Raw genomic sequence first — 24,099 nt, forward strand, 5'->3', positions numbered from 1 at the left:
CCGGACAGAAATACTTCCGTTTCAGGTCAGTGTTTCGTACGGCCCGTCCGATCACGAGAGTGCCGAACCGGAATCGTCCCTGCTCATACGCTTACGGGGAAATCCGGACATTTCCGCGGAGCGGGGAGGCTTCGCCCGACTTCGCCGGTAACGAATGCGTCACGATACCATCGCCCCCCGTGACCGACACCATGGTGAGGGCGGACCTGACGCCCGCGGAGCAATCTCGGGCCACCCGGCTCGCACGCGGACAATGGGCGAGGCCGGTGGCGCTGGTCGCCGGCCTGCTCGCCACCCTGCTCGCCCTGGCGGTACCGCTGTTGCCGGTACACGTGGACAAAACAACACTGAGCTGGCCCCAGCAGGGCTCCACGGACAGCATCGCCGCGCCGCTCGTCTCCTATGCGCCGGTCACCTTCGACGCCACGATCCCCGGCGCAGCGCTGGAACAACTCACCGAACGCGGCGGTCTGGCCACGGCGACCATGCCCGCGGAAGCGCCCGACCTGGAGAAGTACGGATTCGTTGCGCGGGTCCAGCCCGCGGCGGACGGCCAGGCCGCCCGCCTCGAGGTGGTGCTGCGCAGCCAGTCGATGTTCAGTGTGCCCGTCGAGGAACTCGGCGATGCCGCACTCACCGTGCACTCCGACCGCTCCTCGACCACCGCGGAGCTGATCGGCACCGACGTCCAACCGGTGATTCTGCAGGGTGATTTCCGGCCGCAGGTGGTGGGCATCTTCAGTGATCTGCCCGGTTCGGCGGGTACGACCGTGACCGCGGAGGTCGACAGCCGGTTCTCGGTGGTACCGACCTTCACCAAACGGGCGGCCTCGGTGCTGGCAGTGCTGTTCGCGCTGGTCTCCCTGGTGGCGTTGTTCCGGCTGGACAGCTCCGCCGGATTGCGGGTGCGGCGGCTGGTGCCGCAGCGCTGGCGGACCTTCGCCCGGGTCGACGCGGTGGTGCTCGCCACTCTGCTGGTCTGGCATTTCATCGGTTCCACGACATCCGACGACGGCTACCAGTTCGGCATGGCCCGCACCTCGCTGGCATCCGGCTATATGGCCAACTACTTCCGGTTCTTCGGCGTACCCGAGAACCCGGTGGGCACGCCGCCCTACGACGTGATCGCCCATATGACCGAACTCGGTATCGCCAGCCCATGGGTGCGGTTGCCGACACTGCTGGCCGGTTTCCTCGCTTGGCTGGCGCTGAGCCGGGAGGTGATACCCCGGCTCGGGGTCGTATTGCGCCACGACAAAGTCGTCGTCTGGACCGGCGCACTGGGATTCCTCGCGGTCTGGCTGCCCTATAACAACGGTTTGCGCCCGGAACCGGTGATCGCGGTGGCCGTGCTGCTCACCTGGTGCTTCGTCGAACGCGCGATCGCGACGAGGAAACTGCTGCCGTATGCGATCGCCATTTCGATCGCCGCGTTCAGCCTCACCGCGGCGCCGTCGGGTGTGATCTGCTTCGCGCCGCTGGCTGCCGGGGCACGGTCGGTGGTCCGGTTCGCCACCGCCCGCGCCCGCCGGATGACCGCTGAGGCCACCGGCCGCGACCGGCCGGCCCGGATGCTGGCCTACGGTGCGCTGCTGGCCCCGTTGGCCGCTGCCGGAACGCTCGTCCTGGTTTTCGCCTTCGGGGTCCAGCCGATATCGGCGATGTTCGAGATGACCCGCGTGCACAACGAGGTCGGCCCGTCGATTCCCTGGTACGACGACTATGTCGCCTATCAGCGGTTGTTCACACCCACGGCCGACGGTTCGATCGGCCGCCGGTTCGGGATGGTCGCGATGTGGCTCGGGCTGCTGGTCTGCGCGTTCGTGATGCTGCGCAAAGGGGGCCGGATTCCGTTCGTCGCCCCGGGCCCGGCGAAACGACTGCTGGGGATCACGTTCGGCGCGATGCTGCTGATGGCGACGGTCCCGACGAAGTTCACCCACCACAACGGGGTCTTCGCCGGGCTGGCGGGCGCGGTCGCGGTGGTCACCGCGGTGGCCGTCGGACCGAAGGTGATGCGGGCCCCGCGCTACCGGGCCTTGTTCGCGGCTGTTGTCGCGGTGGCGCTGGCGCAGATATTCACCGGCGTGAACAAATGGTTCTACGCCTCCGATCACGGGATTCCGTGGTGGAACGAGGCGCCGGCGATCGGCGGTATCGGGATGAGCCAGATCTTCCTGACCGTCGCCGTGCTGTGCCTGCTGCTCGCCGCGTGGTGGCATGTCCGGGCCCCGGAACCGGGCACCCCGCACCGGGTTTCGCCCCGCGCCTGGCGCCTGGTCAAGATTCCGCCGTTGACGGTGGCAGCGGCCGTGATCGTGATGTTCCAGGTGGGCTCGTTCGCCACCGCGGCCGCCACGCAGTACCCGGCGTTTTCGCTGGCCCGCTCGAATATCGATGCGGTCCGGGGCGAACCGTGCGGGATGGCCAACGATGTGCTCGTCGAATCCGACCCGAATGCTTCGATGCTCGCCCCGCTGTCCGGCGACGCTGCCGGCACTTTCGCCGGCGAGGCCGACGGGTTCGTCCCGCACGGAGTCGCGAACGTGACCTCCGACGACGATCAGTCGAAGGATGAGGAGAGCAGTATCGCCGACGCCCTCGACGACGAGGGGTCCGACGGCAGCTCCCGGACGCAGACCGGTGGTGCGCCACTCCCCTTCGGGCTGTCCGCCACCACTCCGGTGCTCGGTACCGCCGGGCAACAGGAAGCCGCCTCCCTGACCACCGGCTGGTACCGCCTGCCCGATGCGGCGGACCGTTCGGGCATCATGGCGATCACCGCGGCGGGCCGGTTCCGCGCGGCGACCCAGGACGGTTCGGTGATGCCGGGCCAGCCGGTCGAAATCGAATACGGCACCGCGGAATCGGCGACCAGCGCCCGGACACTCGGCCAGGTGATGCCCATCGATATCGGCCCCACCCCCTCGTGGCGGAACCTTCGGGTGCCGCTGGACCAGATACCGGAACAGGCCGATGTGGTCCGGATCAAGGCCAAAGATCAGACCCTCGACCCGCAGCAGTGGATGGCGCTCACCCCGCCGCGAATCCCGCAGACACAGACGATCAATGAACTGATCGGCTCGCAGCAGCCGGTACTGCTGGACTGGGCGGTGGGCCTGCAGTTCCCGTGCCAGCGGCCCTACGACCACAAGGACGGGATCGCCCAGGCCCCCGGCTGGCGCATCCTGCCGGACCGGCCGGCCTCCGCTACCACCTCGATGTGGCAGAGCCACGACGGGGGCGGACCGCTGGGCTGGAGCCGGCAACTGCTGCGCTCGCAGACCCTGGCCACCTATCTGAAGGACGATTGGAGCCATGACTGGGGGCAGTTGCAACGGCTCACCCCGGTCGATCCCACGGCTCGTACCGCCGTGCCTGCGGTCACCCAGGAGACCCACGGCGGGCTGTGGAGCCCGGGGCCGATCAACGTCGACTGGTAGCCGGCGGATTCAGTAGGCTCCGGCCCCTTGGAGGACGGCTCGCAGGGTGCGCGCGATGATCCGCAGATCCAGCAGCATGGACCAATTCTCGACATAGGAGATATCGAATTCCACCGACTCTTCCGGTGACAGGTCCGAGCGCCCGCTCACCTGCCAGAGCCCGGTGATACCGGGCCGCACGAGCAGCCGCCGGCGCATCACCCCGTCGTAGGAGTGGACTTCCCGCCGCACCTGGGGTCGTGGTCCCACCACGCTCATATCCCGGTGCAGCACATTGAAGAACTGGGGCAGTTCGTCGAGGCTGTATCGGCGCAGGAACCGCCCCACGGGGGTGACGCGCGGGTCGTCCTTCAGTTTGAAGAACAGCGGGTTGCCGCCGTGCGCGGTGATCAGCGCGGACATTTCCCGGTCGGCCCGGGTGTACATACTGCGGAACTTCACCATCCGGAACGGCTTGCCGTCCATACCGATCCGCTCCGATAGGTAGAAAACCGGCCCGGTGCTGGTGGATTTGACGGCGATCGCGAGAGCGAGCAGTACCGGCGAGATCAGCAGCAGGATCAGCGCGGCGAAGCAGATATCGAAAACGGCTTTACCGAACGACAGCGCCCGATCGTATTGCGGGCGTTCGATATGCAACATCGGCATACCGGCCAGCACCTGATTCGACATCCGGGTGCCGGAGATGTCCATGACGCCGGGCGCGACGATGAGATCGGTGCCGAACGCGTCGAGATCCCAGGCGAGACGCCGGATATCGCGCGGGCCCAGCCGATCGGTGGCCATCACCACCACGGTGTCGGCGCCGGTACGGCGGACCGCACTGCGTACCGACCGGTCGTCCCCGACGATGGGGATATCGCGGCGGCCGGCGCGGAGGGTGGCCGGTGCGGCGAGTGCGGCGCCGGCGGGCGTACACACTCCCACGACGTGGTAGCCGTACGCATCCTGCTCGGAGAGGGCGGCGGCGATGGCCCGGGCGGCGTCGGGACCGCCGACGACGAGGACGGACCGCCGGTACCGGCCGCGGGTCCGGCGCCGGGCAGTATGGCCCCGCCAGAGCGCCCGGGTGGCGACCAGCCCGAGCAGACCGACCGGTAGCGCGACCACCAGGTAGTGCTGCGCGATATCGACCCGCAGGATCAATGACGCGATCGCGAGGGCGCCGAACAGCTGCAGGGTGGCCGAGACGAGCCGGCGATATTCGCTGCTGCCGGCGCCCACGGTATGTGGGGAGCGAGAACCGTTCCAGCCCAGCACTATCGACCACCCGGCAGCCAACCCCACCGTGAGCGCGGTGGTACGGGGGTCGAATACCGGGGCCGGGGCCGCGCCGGTGATACCGGCCCAGTGCGCGGATAGGGCCGCCACCGTGACCACGAGGGTGTCGGTGCCGGCGAGCCGGCGGAGATGCCCGGCGCGCCAGGAGTCCCGGTCAGCGGGATTCGGCAGGTGCAGGTCGACGATACCGCCGACTCCCCGGAGATCCAGAACCATGAAACGCACTCGCTTGCACATCGAACCGTCCGCGCTTCCGGACGTCTTCCGCGACGGCCGGATTGCACGCTATTTTCAAGGAAGTCCGGCCTCGAAAACAGCAAGGCGTATCGAAACCGGGCCGACCTGTTGCGAAAGTATTGCCCCGATCGTCTTCCGGCACAAGCGCACGGAACCGACCCACTACCGGGAATATCCCGAACTCCCTGCCGCACAGGCGTGAAGCACGTTTTCGGACGTTGACAATCGTCGCCCGGATGCCGATCGTTACGCAGTTTGCTGAAGATATGCCATTGGTCACTCCGCGAAAAAATTCGTCCGCGATCGTGTCGCAATTGCGCCGGATCGGTGCTAACTTTCCCGTCGATCGGCAAGCGAGAAGCCAATTCTCGCAGCTGCGGGGCGCCGCCGATATCCGTGATCGTTCGAGTGGAGCCCGAGTGCGTTGTCGACTGTGTGATTCGTCCCGGCTGGCCGGTGTCCTGGACCTGGGGGCGACACCACCTTGCGAGAGTTTCCTGTCCGAGGAGCAGCTAAACCTTCCCGAAACCACCTACCCGCTCCATCTACGGGTGTGCGCGGACTGCCTGCTGGCGCAGATCCCGGCGCTGATCACACCGGCCGAGACGTTCACCGAGTACGCGTATTTCTCCTCGTACTCCGACAGTTGGGTACGGCATGCACGGGAGTTCGCCGATTCCGCGATCGCCCGGTTCGCCTTGGACCCCGACTCGTTCGTAGTTGAGGTCGCGAGTAACGACGGTTACCTGCTGCGCACCGTGGTCGCGGCCGGTATTCCCTGCCTCGGCATCGAGCCGGCCGAGAACGTCGGCGCGGCCGCCCGGGCGGCCGGGGTGCCGACCCTGACCGCTTTTCTCGACGAGGACACCGCGCAGCGCGTCCGTGCCGAACACGGCCCGGCGAACCTGGTGGTGGCCAACAACGTCTACGCCCACATCCCGGACGTGCGCGGTTTCACTCGTGCCCTGCGGGCGCTGGTCGCCGACGACGGCTGGCTCTCCGTCGAGGTGCATCATGCGCTGAATCTGGTGCGCCACGGGCAGTTCGACACGATCTATCACGAGCATTTCCAGTACTACACCCTCGCCTCCGCTCAGCGTGCGCTGGCGACGGCCGGGCTCACGGTGGTGGATGCGGAGACGCTGCCGACCCACGGCGGCTCCCTGCGCATCTGGGCGCGGCCCGCCGCCGTGGCCGAACCAGGACCGCGGGTCGCGCACCTGCTGGCGGTCGAGGCGGACGCGGGATTGCACTCGGTGCAGGGCTATCTCCCGCTGCGCGAGCGGGCCGAAGCGATACGCCGGGACCTCCTCCGCTTCCTGATCGACCAGAAAACCGCCGGCAAGCGCGTTGTCGGCTACGGAGCGCCCGGTAAGGGAAACACCCTGCTGAACTACTGCGGAATCCGGCCCGACCTGCTCGAATACACAGTGGATCGCAATCCGTACAAGCACGGCCGCTACACACCGGGCACCCGGATTCCGATCCACCCGCCGGAGCGGATCGCCGCCGACCGCCCGGATTACGTGGTCGTGCTGCCGTGGAATCTGGCCGACGAGCTCACCGCGCAATTGCGGTATATCGGCGCCTGGGGTGGCCGGCTGGTGCTGCCGCTGCCCACCGTGCGCGTCGTGGAACCGAGTCCGATGGAGGTCGGTGCGCAATGAAGGTCGTCTTGTTCTGCGGTGGCTACGGAATGCGGATGCGCAGCGGGGACGCCGACAGTCCGCCGAAACCGATGCAGATGGTGGGTCCACGACCGCTGATCTGGCATGTCATGCGCTATTACGCGCATTACGGGCATACCGAATTCGTCCTCTGCCTCGGCTACGGGGCCCACCACATCAAGAACTTCTTTCTCACCTACCAAGAGACGATGTCCAACGATTTCGTCATCCGGGACGGGCAGGTCGAGCTGCTGGATTCCGATATCGCGGACTGGACGATCACCTTCGTCGACACCGGTCTCGAATCGGCCATCGGGGAACGGCTGCGGCGGGTGCGTCCCTACCTGGGCGATGACCAGGTATTCCTGGCGAACTATTCCGATGTGCTCACCGATGCCCCGCTGAACCGGATGATCGACCAGTTCACGGCCTCCGGCGCGGCCGCGTCGATGATGATCGTGCCGCCGCAGTCCTCGTTCCACTGTGTCGATGTGCTGCCCGGCGGCGAGGTCAAGCAGATCACTCCGGTCGGCAAGCTTCCGATCTGGGAGAACGGCGGCTATTTCGTGCTCACCCAGGAGATTTTCGACTACCTGCCCGAGGGCGGGGATCTAGTGGAGGATGTCTGCGGGGCGCTGGCCGCGACCGGCCGCCTGTACGGGTATCAACACGACGGGTTCTGGAAACCGGCCGACACCTTCAAAGAACGCGCGGAACTCGACGCCGGGTACCACCGTGGCGATCGCCCGTGGATGGTGTGGGAGGGGGCCGCCTCGTGATCACTCTCGCTCCCGCGCGGCTCACCGAGATCGCGCTACTCGGCGCACACTGCGACGATATCGCCATCGGTATGGGCGCGACCCTGCTGACGCTGGCCCGCCGGCAGCCCGGATTGCGGGTGCGCGCCCTGGTGCTCTCCGGCGGCGGCACCGCACGCGCGCAAGAGGAAGCGACCGCGCTCCGCGCCTTCTGCGCCACCGCCGACCTGGAGTTGACGGTGCTGGATATTCCGGACGGGCGCGCCCCCGCGCACTGGGCCCGGGTGAAAGACGCGCTCGCCGAGTTCCGCCGCGGCACCGAGCCCGAGATCGTGTTCGCCCCGCAGCCCGGTGATGCCCATCAGGACCATCGCCTGCTGGCGGAATTGGCGCCCACGGAGTTCCGGGACCATATGGTACTCGGCTACGAAATCCTCAAATGGGAAACCGACACTCCCAGACCGGCCGTACTGCATCCCGTGACACCGGAGATCATCCGGGCGAAAGCCGGACTGCTCGCCGAATGCTATCCCTCGCAGGCGCACCGCGACTGGTTCGACGAGGAGGCGTTCCTGGGGCTGGCGCGCCTGCGCGGAGTACAGTGCCACGCCGCGTACGCGGAGGGGTTCGACCTGGGCAAAGCCGTTCTCGAATTCGGAGGGGCGTAAACGATGCGCGTTCTCGTCACCGGCCACCAGGGCTACCTCGGCACCGTGATGGTTCCGGTGCTGCGTGCCCGCGGCCACGATGTGGTCGGGCTGGACACCGGCTTGTTCGCCGACTGTGTCCTGGGCCCGCCGCCGCAGGATCCACCGATGCTGACCGTCGACCTGCGGGATGTGTCGGCCGGACAGCTCACCGGGGTCGACGCGGTGATCCATCTGGCCGCGCTCTCGAACGATCCGCTGGGTGCGCTGATCCCGGAGATCACCCATGACATCAACCATCGCGCGTCGGTGCGGCTGGCGCGATTGGCCAAGGATGCCGGGGTCCGCCGGTTCCTGTACGCGTCTACCTGTTCGGTATACGGCGCGGCCGGGGACGGGCTGGTGGACGAACAGGCGCCGCTGCGGCCGATCACACCGTACGCGGAGAGCAAGGTGCGGGTGGAGGACGATCTCGTGACGCTGGCGGACGCGGATTTCGCGCCGGTGTTCCTGCGCAACGCGACCGCGTTCGGGTTCTCCCCGCGGCTACGCGCCGATATCGTGCTGAACAATCTGGTCGGCCACGCCGTCCTGGACGGGGTGGTGAAGGTGCTCTCCGACGGCACCCCCTGGCGACCGCTGGTGCATGCGGAGGATATTGCCGAAGCCTTCGCCGTATGCCTGGAGGCACCGGCCGCGGCGATATCCTGCCGGGCCTACAACATCGGCACGGAGACCAACAACTGCACGGTCGCCGAGATCGCGCAGGCGGTGGCGGCGGCGGTGCCCGGTTCCGAGGTGGTGATCACCGGCGAGTCCGGCGCGGATCCGCGTTCGTATCGCGTCGATTTCGGGGCGGCGCGACGGGACCTCGATTACACGGCACGCTGGACAGTGGCCGCGGGCGCGGCGCAGCTGTACACCGAATACGTCGCATGTGGCCTGACGGCGGCGGACTTCTCGGGACGGTTCGTCCGGTTGGCGCGGTTGCGGCAGCTGGGCGAATCGGGTGCGGTGGACGCGACGCTGCGGCGGGTCAGGGCCGGTGTGTGAAATGAGCGGATTCGAGCAGTTCCCGCCAGCTGCCGGCAGCGCGGTCACGGGCCGAGATCACGGTGATGTCCTGCGGCCAGGTCAGCGCGAGATCCGGATCGTCGTGGGCGACCGCGAGATCCTCGGCCGGATCGTGCGGGCGGTCGATGCGGTAGCAGACATCGGCGGTTTCGGTGAGGGCCTGGAATCCGTGCAGGAAACCCGGCGGCACGTACAGGTGCCGGAAGCTGTCGTCGTCCAGCAGGAACGCCTGGCTGCGGCCGAAGGTGGGCGAGCCGGGGCGGATATCCACGAGGATGTCGTGGACCGCGCCGTGGGCGCAGCGCACCAGCTTCGCTTCGCCGCGGCCGCCGCGGCCGTGCATCCCGCGGACCACGCCGCGCGCCGACCGCGACTGCGAATCCTGCACGAACGTCGCGGCCGCGCCCGGGTCGGTACGGGCGTCGAAGATTTCGGCGTCGAAGGTACGGGTGAACAGGCCACGGGCGTCGCGGAAGGGTTCGGGCACCAGGAGCAGCACATCGGCGAGCTCCGTTTCGTCGATTCGCACCGGGTGATCGTGTCATGAGCGGCGTACCCCATCCGGGGGCGGCGCTCCTGCGCGCACCGAACCGGCCGCCGGCCGACCCGCCGGGCTGCAGGGCCTGCCGCCACGAGGTCTCGGTGCCGGTTCTCGACCTCGGCCCGATGCCGGCGGCCGACCATTTCCCCCTGGTCACCGATCCGCCGCAGCCGGGTGAAACAGCGCATCCACTGGCGATGGTGGTATGCCGCGGTTGCGGACTGGCGCAACTGGCTCAGGACGATACGGCCACCGCTGAACCACGCGGAGTGGAACCGCGCGCGCTGCGGGATCAGGCCGCCGACGCGGTGCGGCAGGTGGCGGCGGCCGGTCTGCTGCGGGGGCGGACGATATGCGAGTTCGCCAGTCCGCACGGTGGCAGCTGGCTGGAACTTCTCGCGGCGCGCGGGTTCCTTCCGGCCGGCGGCCCTGCCGACGTGGTGCTGGATTCGTTCGGTCTCATGCACGAACGCGATCAGCGGGCGGCGGTGGCCGGCCGGGTCGCGGCGACCGCGCCGGCGGGTGTGCTGCTGCTGCAATACCATTCGCTGCACACCATCGTGACCCAGTGTCAATGGAATGCGCTGCGGCACGGTCATTTCGCGTACTACACGCTGGCAGTGCTGCGGGACCTGCTGGCGGCGGCCGGGATGTCGGTGGTGACCGCCTGGGATTTCGATCTGTACGGGGGCACGGTGCTGCTCGCGGCGGTGCACGGCCGCGCCGAACCCGATGCGGCGGTGCGGCGCATCCTGGCCCGCGAGGCCGGGATGGACGATCCGGCGATGCTGCGGCGATTGCAGCGCGCGGCCGACCGGCATGCCGGGAATCTGCGCGCCGCCCTGGAATCGGAGGCCGCGCGGGGCGCCCGGGTGTATGCCTACGGCGCGGCCTCGCGCGCGGTGGCGCTCTTCTGCCGGGCCGGGGTCCGGCGGGAACTGCTGGCGGGTGTCGCCGACGCGGCACCGGCGAAACAGGGGCGGCGCATGCCGGGCACGGATGTGCCGATCATCGCGCCGGAGGAGCTGCTGGCGGCGCGGCCGGATCGGGTGCTGCTGACCGTCCCGGATCTGCTGGACGAGGTGTCCGAACGGTTTCCGGCGCTGGCCGGACGCTGGCTCGTCGACACACCCGCCGGGTACGCGCGGGAGCGACCCATCCGGTAGCGCGTGGCGGCCGGCCGACGAACACCCGTGCGGCGTGGCAGCGGGTTCGCCGATTCCGGCGAGCCCGGACAACTCGTGTTCGGTTCCGCGGTATTCCGCATCATTTTCATCGAAAGGATGGGCAGTGGCCCGCGTGTCGGTTTGTGTCCCCGCCTATGAGGCCGCGCGGACGCTCGAGCAGACGCTGCGTTCGATCCTGAGTCAGGACGTGGACTTCGAATTGCTGGTGCTCGACAACGCCAGCACCGACCGGACCGGTGAGATCGCCGCGTCCTTCGCCGACCCGCGAGTGCGGGTGGAACGTAACGAGACCGTATTGGCCATCGGCGACAACTGGAATCGCGCGATCCGGCTGTCCTCCGGTGACCTGGTGAAAGTGGTCTGCGCCGACGACATCCTGCTGCCCGGCGCGCTGGCGGCGCAGCTCGAGGTGATGGCCGATCCCGCTTTCGCGATCAGCTCCAGCCGCTTCCAGGTGATCGACGAGGCGGGCGCCCTGGTGGAGACCGGCCTCGGCCTGCCGGGCCTGGACGGCGTGCGGACCGCGCAAACCCTGGCCCGTACCATCGTGCGGCGCGGACCCGCGGATTTCGGTCCCACCGCGGCGGCGATGTTCCGGCGCGAACATTTCGACCGGGTCGGCGGGCTGCGCGGCGACCTGGTGTTCCCGATGGATGTCGACCTGTTCGCGCGGGTCGGGCAGTTCGGGTTGTTCTTCGGGCTGACCGAGGTCGCGGCGGCCTGGCGTGCCTCGAGTTTCAACCTGTGCGCGCGTACCTCGACGCTCAGCAAGTTGAGCGAAACCCTGCGTTTCCATCACCGCTTGGCCCGGGACTGCCCCTTGCTGCTGTCGCCGCTGGATGTGGCGGTCGGAGATCTGCGGCTGGCGCGCACGGCAGTGCACCGGCTGCGGGTCCGGGCGGGCCGGGGGCGCCGCGCCCGGATCGGAGCGGGCCGATGACCGCCGCCGCGGCGGCGCCGCGAGTACATATGACCGGTTCGGAGTGGTTCGGTTCGGCCCCCGGCGGGCTGAACCGATACTTCACCGACCTGTTCGGTGCCCTGGCCGACCACCCCGGAGTCCGCCTCTCGGCCGCGGCATTCGGTGCGCCACCGCCCGGCGGGCTGTCCTGGGGGCCTGTCGGCGGTTCCACCTGGCGGCGCGCTCGCGCGGCCTTCCGGGATAACTCGCCGGAACGCGAGACTTCGATACTGGACAGGCATTTCACGCTGTACGGGCCTCCGGCGCGTGGGCGGCGGGACCGGAGGCGCCTGGTGGTGCATTTCCACGGTCCGTGGGCGGCGGAGAGCCGATGGGCCGGCGGCAGCCCGCTCGTCGCCCGGGCGAAGTACGTGGTGGAACGGCTGCGCGCGCGGCCCGCCGACCGATTCGTGGTGCTGTCCGAGCACTTCCGGGATCTGCTGGTACAGGACTACCGCGTGGCCCCGGACGCGGTGACGGTGATCGCCCCGGGCGTCGACCTGAGCCGTTTCCGGGCCACTCCCCCGCCGGCGTCGGGCCCGCCGGTCGTGTTGTGTGTGCGGCGGCTCGAACATCGGATGGGTATCGATGTGCTACTGCGCGCCTGGCCCGCCGTACGCGCCGCGCATCCAGAGGCCCGCCTGGTCCTCGTCGGGACCGGGACGGCCGAGGGCGCGTTACGCGCGCAAGCCGCGCCGTTCGGCGCGAGTGTCGAGTTCACAGGGCATACCACCGATACCGAACTCACCGGCTGGTACACGCGGTCCGCACTCACCGTGGTGCCCTCGGTGGCGCTGGAAGGCTTCGGTCTCATCGCGTTGGAATCGCTGGCGGCGGGCCGAGCGCCGGTCGTCACCGCATGCGGCGGCCTCCCCGATTCGGTGAACGGCCTGGATCGGTCGCTGATCGTTCCCGCCGGTGACCCGGACGCACTCGCCGCCCGGCTGGTGGCGGCGCTGGACGGCGCGGTCCCCGGCCCGGACCGGTGCCGCGCCCATGCCGAAACCTTTTCCTGGTCCACGGCCGCCGACCGCCACATTGCGCTCTACCGGGAACTGGCCGGATGATTCGCGCCGTCTTCCTCTCCCATACCGCCGCGCCGTCCGGCGCCGAACTGGCGACGCTGCGGCTGCTGACCGCGCTGCGGCGGGGCAGCGCGGTGGACGCCTCGATGCTGCTCACCGCGGGCGGCCCGCTGGTGGACCGACTGCGGGAACGCGCGATTCCGGTCACCGTATGCCGCGGCGAATTCGACAGCCGATCGCTCACCATCGCCGGTTCAGGCCCGGGGATTCTGCTGGCCGGCGCCGTGGAACTGGTGCGGCTGGGCGCGCGACTCGGCGTGACCGTGCGCGCGGAAGGCACCGACGTGATCGTCGCACAGAGCACCAAGGCGCTGCTGATCGGCGCCGTCGCAGCGCGGCGCGCGGGCGTACCGCTTGTCTGGCAGGTACACGACCGGGTCAGCGGCGAATACTTCGGTCGCGTACTCGCGGTCGCGCTGCGGGTACTCGGGTGGACGGCGGCGCACGGCATCGTCGCCAACAGCCGGTCCACGCTGCACACCCTCTACACCAGGGGCCGGCCGGCTGTGGTCGCGTATCCGGGCGTCGAGTCCACCGCGGCCCCGGAACGGGAACCACAGCGCGACCCCGACCGGGTGCGGATCGCCCTGGTCGGACGACTCGCACCGTGGAAGGGTCAGGATGTTCTGCTGCGCGCTCTCGCGCGGATGCGCTACCGGCCCGGCGTCGTGCACCTGGTGGGCGGGGCGTTCTTCGGTGAAGAGGAGTACCGCGTCGAACTGGAGCGCACCGCCGCCGAACTCGGGCTGCCCGTCGAATTCACCGGTCATATCGACAATCCCGCCCCGTATTTCGCGCAGGCCGATATCGCGGTGCACTGCTCGGTGCTCACCGAACCGTTCGGGCAGGTCGTGGTGGAGGCGATGGCCGCGGGCTGCGCCGTCGTGGCCGCCGGCGCGGGCGGTCCCACCGAGATCATCCGGCCGGAGGTGGACGGTGTGCTGGTACCACCGGGCGACCCGGTCGCGCTCGCGGCCGCGCTGGACCGGCTCGTCGCCGATCCCGCATTGCGCACCCGGTTGGGTGCGGCGGCCCGGGAACGCGCCGGCGACTTCACGATCGCGGCGACGGCACGGGCTGTCACCGGACTGCTCGAGCGGGTCACCGGACGGAAACCGGTGACCCCGCGATGAACCTGCCCGGCCAGAACACCATCCCCATTCGCCTCGTCGCCCGCCACTATCCCGTCTCGCTGGACGGGTTGCGGGTTCCCGACTACGACCTGCCGACCGAAATCATCCCGGCATTCGCCGACTGGCCGACCGAGAAACTCCCGGTCGTCACCGCGGTTCCCGACCGGCCGCGGACCGCGACCTCGCGCCGGCGCGAACTGGTGACCGTGGTGCGCGATATCGCCTACGTCAGTTTCGGCAAGTACGGCCAGTACCTGGTGACCGTGGCGACCCTGCCGCTCATCGCGCGCCTGCTCGGCGCCTCCGGGATGGGCCTACTGGCCATCGGCATGTCGGCCTACTTCCTCGGCTCGCTGGTCGTGGATCTCGGCATCACTTCCTATCTCGCCGCCCGGCTCCAGGAGTCGGGTCTGGACCGCGAGGTCGTGAACCACACTCGCGGTACCTATCTGGCGATACGCGGCGGAATGCTGGGAACACTCGGGGTGGCCCTGGGGGCGGCCGCGGCCACCGCGGCGCCGGAATACCTTACGATGGTGCTGCTGGGACTGTTCGTCGGCGGTTTCTGGTCGATGTCGGAGGACTGGGTCCTGATCGGGCAGGGCAGGTTCGGCGCGTCCACGCTGTACCAGTCGATCGCGCGGGTCGGCTATCTGGCGCTGCTGCTGACTCTGCTGCCGCGTTTCCCGACGGCGGCGATGGCGTTGCTGTGCCTGCTCATTTCTTCGGTGATCAGTCTGGCGCTCACCTGGTGGGATACCTGGCGGGAGTTCGGCGTGCCGGGACCACCGCGCGGGGCGTGGAAGCTGATCCGGGCCGCCCTGCCGGTGGTGAGCGGCCGGTTCCTGGTCACCAGTTACGGGCAGGGCTCGGCAGCGGTGTACGGCGCGGTGCTCAACGCGGTGTCGCTCGGGTTGTTCTCGGCGTCGGACCGGCTGGTGCGGGCGGTGCAGTCGCTGCTCGACCCGATCGGTTTCGCGCTGTTGCCGCGGCTGGCGAAACGTAACGGGGGCCAGGGCTTCTGGCCGTCGGCACTACGCTCCCTGGCGGTCTGTGTCGCGTTGGCGGGAGTGGCCGCCGCGGCGTTGTGGGTGGCCGCGCCGCTGGTCGTGCCGCTGGTGTTCGGCGACGAGTTCGGCGGTGCGGTCGGCGTGCTGCGACTGGAGGCGCTGATCCTGCCCGCCACTACGGTGACCTCCTTCGTGACGACGGCGATCCTGCCCGTCCGCCAGGACACCCTCGGCGTGCTGATCGGCTCCGCCGTCGGTACCGCCGTAGCCGGTTGCGCGCTGCTGATCACGATGCGGACGCATTCGGTGTGGACGCTCGCGGGCGGCATCGTGGCCGCCGAATTCGCGGTGGCGCTCTGGTATCTCGCGCGGATGCGCGCACTGATCGTCCGGGAACGCGCGGCGCAGACCGCACCGGACGCGACACTGCCCGCCGGCAAGGGTGAAAGAGGAACGCGATGAAAATTCTGTTCGTCGGCGACGATTGGCTCGGCAGCAATGCCCGTTCGCTTGCCGAGGGTTTCCGCCGGCTCGGGCACGAGGTCATGGTGGTCGATTCCACGCCGGTGACCCTGCCGCCGCGGCTGTCCCCGTCGTGGCTGTACGCGAAAACCGGTGCGCAGCGGTCGCCGTGGACGGTCGACCGGATCCATACCCGGCTGGAGCGTGCCGCCGCGGAGCTGCACCCGGATGTCGTGTTCGGCTTCAAATCGGTTTATCTGGATCAGTCCCGGTTGCTGGAGATCCCGGCCGGGCTGCACGTGCACTACAGCCCCGACGATGTGTCGAACCCGGCGAACACCACCGCGGACTACCTGGCACACGAACCGGAATGGGACATGGTGGTGACCACCAAACGGCACAATGTGCCCGAACTCGCCGAACGCGGTGTGCGGCGGACACTGTTCGTGCGCAGCGCCTACGACCCGGCCTGGCATCATCTCGCCGCCCGGCGCAGTACCCGCCGGTTCCTGGTCGGCTTCATCGGTGCCTGCCGGCCGGACCGCCGCCCCGGTATGGTGTCGCTGGCTCGCACCTACGGGGCGCAACTCCTGGTCAGCGGACCGGGCTGGCGCCGGGTGCGGCAGCTGCGCACCACCCGCGCCGCGGTCACCGGCCCGGTGTACGGCGAGGATTTCGCGATCGCGGTGGCCTCGGTGACGGCCAATCTCGTACTGCTCAATTCGGGTAACCGCGATACCCACACCTGCCGCACGTTCGAGGTGCCCGCCGCGGGCGGGCTGTTCGTCGGCGAACGCACCGACGAGCACGCCGAATTGCTCGACGACGGCACCGAAGCCTTCCTGTTCTCCAGCCGCGACGAACTCGACGAGATCCTGGACCGCTGCGCGCTGTACCCGGACCAGGCGGCCAAGACCGCGGAGGCCGGGCACCGGCGGATCGTCGAGGGTGGTCACACCTACACCGACCGGGCAAGGGAGATCCTGCGTGCGCTGGCGTGAACCGGCCGGGACAGGACCGGCGCGATGCTGACCCGGGCTCTGCCCCTGATTCTCTCGAACACGGCCCTGCTCGTGATCGTGGCCGCGCTGGCGACCATGCTGGTGGCGGCACTGCTGACCCACGGCGTCCTGCGGGTCCTGCTCGTCGCGCAGGCGGTCTACTGGGCGATGTCGTACATCGCGCGCCCGCTGGTGTTGCTGACGGTGCGCCCGGAACCGCGGTTCGGCGACAATATCGCCGATCCGCGGCTGGCCGAGATCGGCTACGACGTGGGTATCGAGGCGGCGTTACGGCCGGTGGCGTTCGGCCTCACCGTCTACGCCCTGATCCTCCTCGGCTACGTGCTGTGGTCCCGGCGCCGGCCCCGGCCCGCGCGCGCCCCGCTGGCCGGTGACCCGGATCTGCTCGGCACCCTGTGGGTGCTGTACCTGCTGGGCACCGGCGCCCGGCTGCTCAGCGTGGCCACCGGCGCCGCCGGGAATGCCGGTGATGTGCAGAGCGCCTCGCCGGTGCTGAGCCTGCTCACCATGCCCGCCACCCTCGGCGCGGTCGGCGTGATCGTTTTCGTCCGGCCGCCACGGCAATCCGGCACGCTCGCGGTGCTGGGTGTCCTCATCGCGGGCGAACTCTGGTGGACCACCGCGACCGAATCGAAGACACCGATCCTCGGAGCGGCGCTGGCGGTCGCGGTGCGGTTCGCGCTCACCGGCTGGACGCGGGCGAAAGTGGCCGGTATCGGCGCCGTATCGGTGGCCGGTATCGCGGGATTCGACTGGTTGCAGTCCTTGAAGACCTCGCCGCATCTGCGCGCGGAGGCCGCGGCCGTCGACGGTGCCTACCCGGAGGCGGTACGCCCCTTCCTCAGTCTGCTGCGGCGTTTCGACCTGCTCGAGGCCGCGACGGATGCCTATTACGTGGGCCCGAGTTCCTGGCTCGGTCCCGGCGAGGTGGTCGCGCATCTGGCCCGCAGCGCGATACCGGCCCAGTTGCTGGCCGAGGAGAAGCTGCACGCCGGTACCGCGTGGGCCGCCGAGGTACGCGGCGCCTCGGTCGATATGAGTCAGGTGTCGGTCTCCCTGGCCGAGGGCAATGTCAGCGAGGGGTATGTGATCGGCGGCTGGACCGGTGTGGTGGTCGGAGTCGCGTTCACCGCGGTGGTGCTGGTGGGGTGGGCGCGCACCCTGTACTCGCGGCATCTGGTGCCGGTGCTGTTCGGGATCGCCTTGATCGAGGTCCCGGTGGTCTTCGAACGCGGAATGCTCGGTAGCGCCGAAACTCTCGGCAAATATCTGCAGGTCGTGATGCTGGCCTGGCTGGTGCGCCTACTCGTCGGCCACTGGCGGCGTACACACGGACCGCCCGGACAGCGGTACGGCGAACGTGATCGGGAATTACCGGCCGGGCCGCGGGCGGCACCGGCCGGGGTGAGTGTGGGAAGCGAAGGACGACAATGATGGAACTGCCCGATTACCTGCGCCTGCTGCGCCGCTACTGGGCGGTGCTGCTCGCGGGCCTGGTGCTCGGACTGGGACTTGCGGCGTTCCAGGTGGATTCGACGCCGAAGACCTATACGGCCACCAGCACGATGTACATATCGATGGCGACCGGCACCTCGGTGGCCGACTCCTATCAGGGTGGTCTGGCCGCCCAGCAACGGGTGCGGTCGTACCTGGAGCTGGTCACCAGCGATCGTGTCGTGGACCGGGTGATCGGCCAGCTCGGACTCGCCACGGACCGGGAAGAACTCCGCGCCGCGATCACCGCCGATACCCCGCCCGCAACCTCGTTGCTGCGTGTTTCGGTCACCGATGAGAACCCAGAGACCAGTCGCATGATCGCCGAACAGGTGGTCGCCCAGTTCCGGGCGCTGGTCGACGAACTGGAGACCATCGAGGTCACCGCGGCTCCGGCGGCCCGGGTCGCCGTGGTCGACGCGGCACAGGTCCCGGCCGGGGCGAACGGGTCGGGCGGGGCCCGGCTGCTCGCGGTGGGCGCGCTGGCCGGGCTGCTGCTCGGCGCGTTCGCCGCCTATCTGCTGGACCGGTCGGACAAGAAGGTCCGCACCGTGGCCGATCTCGCGGCGCTCGGACACCCCGTGCTGGGCACCGTCGCGCTCGGCACCGGTCACGAACCGGACGGGCTCAGGTCGGTCCGGGCGCGACTGCCGCGGGAGCAACGGATCGTGCTGACCCGGATGGGCGGGCGCGCCGAACCGGCACTCGTCCTGGGCCTGGCCTCCGCATTCGGTGCGACCGGCGCCCGCGTCCTGGTGATCGACGCGAACACCGGCGGAGACGGTGTCTCCGCGCTGCTGCCCGAATCACTCGTGCTGCCGCCGGCGGCCACCGACTGGCCGGTGCGCACGGAGAAGCCGGGGCGCGAACTGGTGGCCGCCGCCTCCGGCCGTACCGCGGCCGCTGTCCGCGGCGAGATCTTCGATCCGCCCACGGTCAAACTGGATCTGCGTGCGGGCCGAGGTGTTCCGCTCGATCCACCGGCATCCGCGGCTCCCGTCCCCGAGTCGACCGGGCCGCGCGCGGCGGAGGGACTGGCCGCGGTGTTGCGCGAGGACGCGCGCCTCGACGAGGTCTTCGTTCCGTGGCCGGCGAAATCGGTCACCGTCCTACCGCTCGGCGCAGCCGACGAGCACACGCCGGATCTGCTGGCCTCCGCCCGTTTCGAGGCCGTCCTCACCGAGGCCGCGGCCCGTTTCGATCGCGTCGTCGTCGACGTCGACGTCGCGGACGCCCCGGCGGTGGCGCCGAAATGCGCGGGAACGGTGGGTGTCGTACTGCTGGGCTCCGACCGCGGCGACCGGGTCGCCACCGCACTCACCACGCTGACCGGTGCGGATGCCACGATCGCCGGCATGGTGGCGGTATCCCGGCGAGGCCGGTGGCGGCGTTCGTGAACGGGTCACACTCCGACGAAACGGCCCGGCCCGGGCGGCGGCTCCAGCGCCGTGACCTGTTCGCCGCCGGTCTCGGCGCCGCGGGTATCGCGGCGGTCGCGGCGCCGCTGGTCGCTTCCGGACCGGAACCCGCGCCGGTCCCGATACCCACCGGTGTGCTCTCCGCCACCGTCCGGGATGTCCGTGCGTTCGGTGCACGCGGCGACGGCGTGGCCGATGACACCGAGGCGCTGGCCGCCGCCTGCCGTACCGACGGCCCGCCACCGGTGGTGTACCTGCCGGCCGGCGAGTACCGGATCACCGCCTGGCCCGACCTGCCCGATTTCGCCGTCGTCTACGGTGACGGCGCCGATGCCACCACGGTGTTCTGCGATCAGGACACCACCCTGATCGATCTCGCGGGCAAACAGCGCATCCGCTTCGCGCGGCTGGGTTTCTTCCTCACCGGGCCGACGGCGACGGCGGTGCGGCTGGCACAGTGTTTCCGCTGCAGTTTCGACTCGGTGCTGCTGCGCGGGAACCATCTCGGTGACAACCACCCCCGTTACCTCGGTCAGCGGGGCGTCGTGCTGGAGGGCAATACCGGTGGGACTTCGTTCATCGACTGCGATATCAACAATTTCGGGGTCGGCCTGTCGACCTCCTGTATCCAGAACTACGTCACCTCGTCGAAGTTCGCCGGTAACCGCGTCGGCGTCCTCGGTACCGGTAACGACCACAATGCCGGGCTGGCGCTCACCAATGTCGAATTCGTCTCCGATACCGATCCGGGAACCACCGATCGGCATCTGCTGATCGACGGCGCCGCCAACAACTGGTGGCTCACCAACGTCTGGTTCGAGGGCGCCGAGGTCGCGGTCCAGGTGGGTACCGCCGGAGTGGGCGGTCCCTCGCAGTTCGGGATGGTGAACTGCAAGGTCGCGGCGCGATCCTGCGATATCGACCTGGTCTATTGCCGGCAGCCGTATCTGGCGAATATCGCCTTCGACGCCGACCCCGGCAGCCGGCCGATCGAGCTCCGGATCGACGAGGCCGGCTGCCCCGAAGGGATCGCCGTCAATCTGATCTCCGGCGCGGACACCGAGATCGGGCCGGCGGTGTTCCCGCGGCACTGGCAGGTCACCGGCCGCGGCCAGACCTACCGGCCGACGTTCACCGGTACCATCACCGCCCGCGCCGGCGGCACCGAGGAAATCCTGCGGGCCACCACCGCCGACGGGGCCGGGCTGGCGTCGGTACTGGCCAGCGGTGCCTGGCTGTCCGATCACGCCGACGCCGGTGTGGTGCTCAAGGATCCGGAGGGCGGTTACTGGCGGCTCGTGGTCGCGCCCGACGGTGCGCTGCGCACCGCACCTCTGGGCCGGGACCGGCCGGATCGCTGACGATGGACCGGCAGTCACGGAATACGCCACGGAGGTGGCGCACGGCGATAGCGAGCCTGATCGCGACAGCACTCGCGGGCATCGCCGGATGGCCGGTCTTCGTCGCTCCGCAAACCGACCCGCTGCGCCCGGCCGACGCCATCGTGGTCCTCGGCGGCACCCCGTACGAACGGTTCGATCTCGGGCTGGAGCTGGCCCGGCAGCGGTGGGCGCCGGAGCTGCTCATCGCCGCCTCCACCGGCCTCGACGATCCGCGGATGGACCGCTACTGCCGCACCGAATACCCGTTCCGGGTGGACTGTTTCGAGCCGCGGCCGTGGACCACCCGCGGCGAGGCGCAGGAGATCCGCCGCCGGGCGATCGCGGGTGACTGGCGCCATATCATCGTCGTCACCTTCACCCCGCATATCTCGCGGGCCCGCTTCATCGTCGACCGCTGTTTCGACGGCGAACTCACCCTGGTCGCCAGTCCCAGCCCCACCGGCCCGGCGTTCCGGGCGTGGATGTATGTGCGGCAGAGCGCCGGATACCTGAAGGCCTTCACCGAATCCGGCTGTTAGCCGGCCAACGCAGGAGCGAGTGTGATCACCGATTTCGGTCAGAGCGGCAGCGCCCAGGCACGGCTGCACGAACTGGTGCCCGGCGGGGCCCACACCTATGCCCGCGGCGCCGACCAGTACCCGGAGGGTATGGCGCCGGTCCTGGTGCGCGGGCACGGATGCCGGGTCACCGATTGCGACGGCAACGAATTCATCGAGTACGGCATGGGGTTGCGGTCGGTGACGCTCGGTCACGGCTACCGGCCGGTCGTCGACGCGGTGAGTGCCGCGATCGCCGACGGCGTCAACTTCTCCCGGCCCACCATGCTGGAACTGGCCGCCGCCGAAGACTTTCTCGCGCTGGTCCCGGGCGCGGACATGGTGAAATTCGCCAAGAACGGATCGGACACCACCACCGCCGCGGTACGGCTCGCCCGCGCCGTCACCGGCCGGACCACCGTCGCCGCCTGCGCGCAGCCGTTCTTCTCGGTCGACGACTGGTTCATCGGGACGACCGAGATGCCGGCCGGGATTCCCGCCCAGCCGACGGTCCGCTTCCCCTACGGCGATCTCCCTGCGCTGGAGCAGCTCCTGTCCGGCCGTGAGGTGGCATGCGTGATCATGGAGGCCGCGACCGCGCTACAGGAACCGCCACCCGGATACCTCACCGGCGTCCGCGAACTGTGCGACCGGTACGGGACTCTACTGGTCTTCGACGAGATGATCACGGGATTCCGCTGGTCCTCCGGCGGCGCGCAACGGGTCTACGGGGTGACGCCCGACCTCTCCTGCTGGGGCAAAGCGATGGGCAACGGATTCCCGATCGCCGCGCTCGCCGGGCGGCGCGAATACCTCGAGCTCGGCGGCCTGCGCACCGACGCCGCCCGGGTGTTCCTGCTGTCCACCACCCACGGCCCGGAATCCGGGTCCCTGGCGGCCTTCCGCGCGGTGGTGCACGCCTACGCGACCACCGACCCGATCGCCCGTATGGAGCGGGCCGGCCGCCGGCTGCGCGCCGGTTTCCAGGACATCACCGCCGAACTCGGGATCGCCGACCGCCTCCGCATCGCGGGCCGCCCGTCGTGCCTGCTGTTCCAGACCCTCGACCCGAAGGGCACGCCGTCGCAGGAATTCCGCACTCTGTTCCTGCAGGAACTGTTGCGCCGCAGCGTCCTCGGACAGTCCTTCGTTACCTCCGCCGCACATACGAACCGCGATATCGACCGGACGATCGAAGCCTGCCGTGGCGCCGCGGAGGTCTACCGGAAGGCCCTCGAACAGGGCACGGTACAAGGTCTGCTCGCCGGGCGACCAGTCGCTCCCGCCCTTCGCCCGTATGCCGCGCCGCGCCGGCTCCCGGAGGTCGTGCGGTGAACCCACCACTGACTCCACACCAGGCTGGGAAGGTCTGCCGTGAATCCACCGACGACCCCCACGCCGGGCCGCGGGGGTCGGACCATGAACACACCGCCGACTCCACACCGGTTCGAGGAGCTCCTGCCATGAACACACCGCCCACCGCGCGCCGCGTCGACGGACCGTCCGCGCTCCACGGCTCCGGGGCACGGATCGCGATCGTGCACGAACGGTTCACCGAATACGGTGGCTCTGAAGCGGTGGCCGGTGAGCTCGCCCGCACTTGGCCGCAGGCCCGGGTGTTCGCGCCGATCGTCGACCCCGCCGCCGCCCCGGAGTTCGCGTATCCACCGTGGGACACCATCACCGGAACCTGGCTCTCCCGCGCCTACACCGCTACCGGCCGACGCTCGCACGCCCCGCTGCTACCGCTCGTTCCGCGTGCCCTGCGGCGGCTGCCGCTGCGGGACCGATTCGACGCAGTGGTGGTGAGCCATCACGCCTTCGCGACCCAGGCGGTGTTCGCCACCGACGCACCGGTGATCGCCTACGTGCACAGCCCGGCCCGCTGGGCATGGGAACCCGCCTTCCGCGCTCAGGAGGCGAACAGTGCGGCCGGCCGCGCCGCCCTGACCGCACTCGGCACACTCGCCCGCCGCACCGAACTCGCCGCCGCACCGCAGCTCACCGCCGTGGTCGCGAATTCCCGCGCGGTCGCCGCCCGTGTCCGGAACTGGTGGGGCATACCGGCCACCGTGGTGACCCCACCGGTCCGGCTCGACCGCTTCACCCTCGGCCCCGCGGTGCCGCGCGAGGATTTCCTGCTCTTCGCCGGACGGCTCGTCCCGTACAAACGCGCCGACCTGGCCATTCGCATAGCTCAGCGCGCGGGAATGCGGCTGGTGATACTCGGCGGCGGCCGCGACCGGCGGCGGCTGGAAACGCTCGCCGGACCGGAAACCCATTTCCTGGGAGCCGCTTCCGACGCGGTGCTGGTCGATCTGTACCGCCGCTGCCGGGCCCTGCTCATGCCCGGTGTGGAGGATTTCGGCATCGTGCCGGTGGAAGCGATGGCATGCGGCGCTCCCGTGCTCGCGGTCGGCGCGGGCGGCGCCCTCGACACCGTTCAGCCGGGCCTCAGCGGTGCCCATATTCCCTTCGGCTCCGACGAGAACGTGATCACCGGCTTTGCCGCCGCCCTCCGCGATCCGGGCACCACCGACCTCGATCCCGCCCGGATCAGGTCCCATGCGCAATCCTTCGGCCCGGACATGTTCCGGGCTCGCATGGCGGACGTCGTCGCCGAGGTGCTGCACAACACGATCCCGTCGCCGGCGGCGAACGCCTGAGCACATTTACGACCGAACCCCCGCGCGATCACAGCTGCGCAACTGTTCGGGACGGCCCGGATGATCCCGGGGGG

19 protein-coding genes are annotated in these 24,099 nt (G+C 69.6%); 17 read left to right on the plus strand and 2 right to left on the minus strand.

Going from position 1 to position 24,099, the window contains the following annotated elements:
• Positions 1-191 precede the first annotated feature (191 nt).
• On the plus strand, positions 192-3,443 hold the full coding sequence (locus ACIA75_RS22195) for an arabinosyltransferase domain-containing protein (RefSeq protein ID WP_397107986.1): 3,252 nt from the start codon (positions 192-194) through the stop codon (positions 3,441-3,443).
• 9 nt (positions 3,444-3,452) lie between these two features.
• On the opposite strand, the gene ACIA75_RS22200 is transcribed toward ACIA75_RS22195, so the two are convergent.
• Positions 3,453-4,961: a sugar transferase gene (locus ACIA75_RS22200; protein WP_397106909.1), complete on the minus strand. Its 1,509-nt coding sequence runs from the start codon at positions 4,959-4,961 to the stop codon at positions 3,453-3,455.
• A 419-nt stretch (positions 4,962-5,380) separates the two neighbouring features.
• Here ACIA75_RS22200 and ACIA75_RS22205 point away from each other — a divergent pair, with 419 nt between their 5' ends.
• From ACIA75_RS22205 to ACIA75_RS22220, 4 genes are read left to right on the plus strand one after another with little or no spacing between them, the layout of a single operon-like run.
• Entirely contained in the window at positions 5,381-6,628 is a 1,248-nt protein-coding gene (locus ACIA75_RS22205) for a class I SAM-dependent methyltransferase (RefSeq protein WP_397106911.1), read from the plus strand.
• Positions 6,625-7,407 (plus strand): sugar phosphate nucleotidyltransferase, encoded by a 783-nt coding sequence (locus ACIA75_RS22210; protein WP_397106914.1) that lies wholly within the window; start codon positions 6,625-6,627, stop codon positions 7,405-7,407. The genes ACIA75_RS22205 and ACIA75_RS22210 overlap by 4 nt, the downstream gene beginning before the upstream one ends.
• The gene (locus ACIA75_RS22215) at positions 7,404-8,054 is read left to right on the plus strand and encodes a PIG-L deacetylase family protein (protein WP_397106916.1); all 651 of its coding nucleotides are present in this window, start codon (positions 7,404-7,406) and stop codon (positions 8,052-8,054) included. Before ACIA75_RS22210 ends, ACIA75_RS22215 begins: the two co-directional genes overlap by 4 nt.
• Positions 8,055-8,057: 3 nt before the next feature.
• On the plus strand, positions 8,058-9,086 hold the full coding sequence (locus ACIA75_RS22220; protein ID WP_397106918.1) for an NAD-dependent epimerase/dehydratase family protein: 1,029 nt from the start codon (positions 8,058-8,060) through the stop codon (positions 9,084-9,086).
• Here the strand turns inward: ACIA75_RS22220 and rfbC are convergent.
• The gene (gene rfbC, locus ACIA75_RS22225) at positions 9,070-9,636 is read right to left on the minus strand and encodes a dTDP-4-dehydrorhamnose 3,5-epimerase (RefSeq protein WP_397106920.1); all 567 of its coding nucleotides are present in this window, start codon (positions 9,634-9,636) and stop codon (positions 9,070-9,072) included. The two genes, ACIA75_RS22220 and rfbC, sit on opposite strands and share 17 nt — an antisense overlap.
• Positions 9,637-9,650: 14 nt before the next feature.
• Between rfbC and ACIA75_RS22230 the strand changes: the two genes are divergently transcribed.
• The 12 genes from ACIA75_RS22230 to ACIA75_RS22285 all read left to right on the plus strand — a co-directional run bounded on the left by ACIA75_RS22230 (position 9,651) and on the right by ACIA75_RS22285 (position 24,025).
• Complete coding sequence (locus ACIA75_RS22230) at positions 9,651-10,814, plus strand: class I SAM-dependent methyltransferase (RefSeq protein ID WP_397106922.1); 1,164 nt, start codon at positions 9,651-9,653, stop codon at positions 10,812-10,814.
• 124 nt (positions 10,815-10,938) lie between these two features.
• Positions 10,939-11,775: a glycosyltransferase family 2 protein gene (locus ACIA75_RS22235; protein ID WP_397106924.1), complete on the plus strand. Its 837-nt coding sequence runs from the start codon at positions 10,939-10,941 to the stop codon at positions 11,773-11,775.
• 29 nt (positions 11,776-11,804) lie between these two features.
• Positions 11,805-12,863, plus strand: coding sequence for a glycosyltransferase family 4 protein (locus ACIA75_RS22240; protein WP_397107988.1), 1,059 nt, complete (start codon positions 11,805-11,807; stop codon positions 12,861-12,863).
• Positions 12,860-14,014: a glycosyltransferase family 4 protein gene (locus ACIA75_RS22245; protein WP_397106926.1), complete on the plus strand. Its 1,155-nt coding sequence runs from the start codon at positions 12,860-12,862 to the stop codon at positions 14,012-14,014. The genes ACIA75_RS22240 and ACIA75_RS22245 overlap by 4 nt, the downstream gene beginning before the upstream one ends.
• Complete coding sequence (locus ACIA75_RS22250; protein WP_397106928.1) at positions 14,011-15,486, plus strand: lipopolysaccharide biosynthesis protein; 1,476 nt, start codon at positions 14,011-14,013, stop codon at positions 15,484-15,486. The genes ACIA75_RS22245 and ACIA75_RS22250 overlap by 4 nt, the downstream gene beginning before the upstream one ends.
• Entirely contained in the window at positions 15,483-16,487 is a 1,005-nt protein-coding gene (locus tag ACIA75_RS22255; RefSeq protein WP_397106930.1) for a glycosyltransferase, read from the plus strand. The genes ACIA75_RS22250 and ACIA75_RS22255 overlap by 4 nt, the downstream gene beginning before the upstream one ends.
• Before the next feature lie 24 nt (positions 16,488-16,511).
• On the plus strand, positions 16,512-17,942 hold the full coding sequence (locus ACIA75_RS22260; RefSeq protein WP_397106932.1) for a hypothetical protein: 1,431 nt from the start codon (positions 16,512-16,514) through the stop codon (positions 17,940-17,942).
• Complete coding sequence (locus ACIA75_RS22265; RefSeq protein ID WP_397106934.1) at positions 17,939-19,399, plus strand: hypothetical protein; 1,461 nt, start codon at positions 17,939-17,941, stop codon at positions 19,397-19,399. Before ACIA75_RS22260 ends, ACIA75_RS22265 begins: the two co-directional genes overlap by 4 nt.
• On the plus strand, positions 19,396-20,781 hold the full coding sequence (locus ACIA75_RS22270; protein ID WP_397106936.1) for a glycosyl hydrolase family 28-related protein: 1,386 nt from the start codon (positions 19,396-19,398) through the stop codon (positions 20,779-20,781). The genes ACIA75_RS22265 and ACIA75_RS22270 overlap by 4 nt, the downstream gene beginning before the upstream one ends.
• A 2-nt stretch (positions 20,782-20,783) precedes the next feature.
• The gene (locus ACIA75_RS22275; protein ID WP_397106938.1) at positions 20,784-21,341 is read left to right on the plus strand and encodes a YdcF family protein; all 558 of its coding nucleotides are present in this window, start codon (positions 20,784-20,786) and stop codon (positions 21,339-21,341) included.
• Between the two features lie 21 nt (positions 21,342-21,362).
• Complete coding sequence (locus ACIA75_RS22280; RefSeq protein WP_397106940.1) at positions 21,363-22,694, plus strand: glutamate-1-semialdehyde 2,1-aminomutase; 1,332 nt, start codon at positions 21,363-21,365, stop codon at positions 22,692-22,694.
• A gap of 128 nt (positions 22,695-22,822) precedes the next feature.
• Positions 22,823-24,025 carry a glycosyltransferase gene (locus tag ACIA75_RS22285; RefSeq protein WP_397106942.1) on the plus strand — a complete coding sequence of 401 codons (1,203 nt, stop codon included), beginning with the start codon at positions 22,823-22,825 and terminating at the stop codon, positions 24,023-24,025.
• Positions 24,026-24,099: the final 74 nt, after the last annotated feature.

This window comes from Nocardia sp. NPDC051750 (assembly GCF_044453135.1).
GTDB lineage: Bacteria > Actinomycetota > Actinomycetes > Mycobacteriales > Mycobacteriaceae > Nocardia.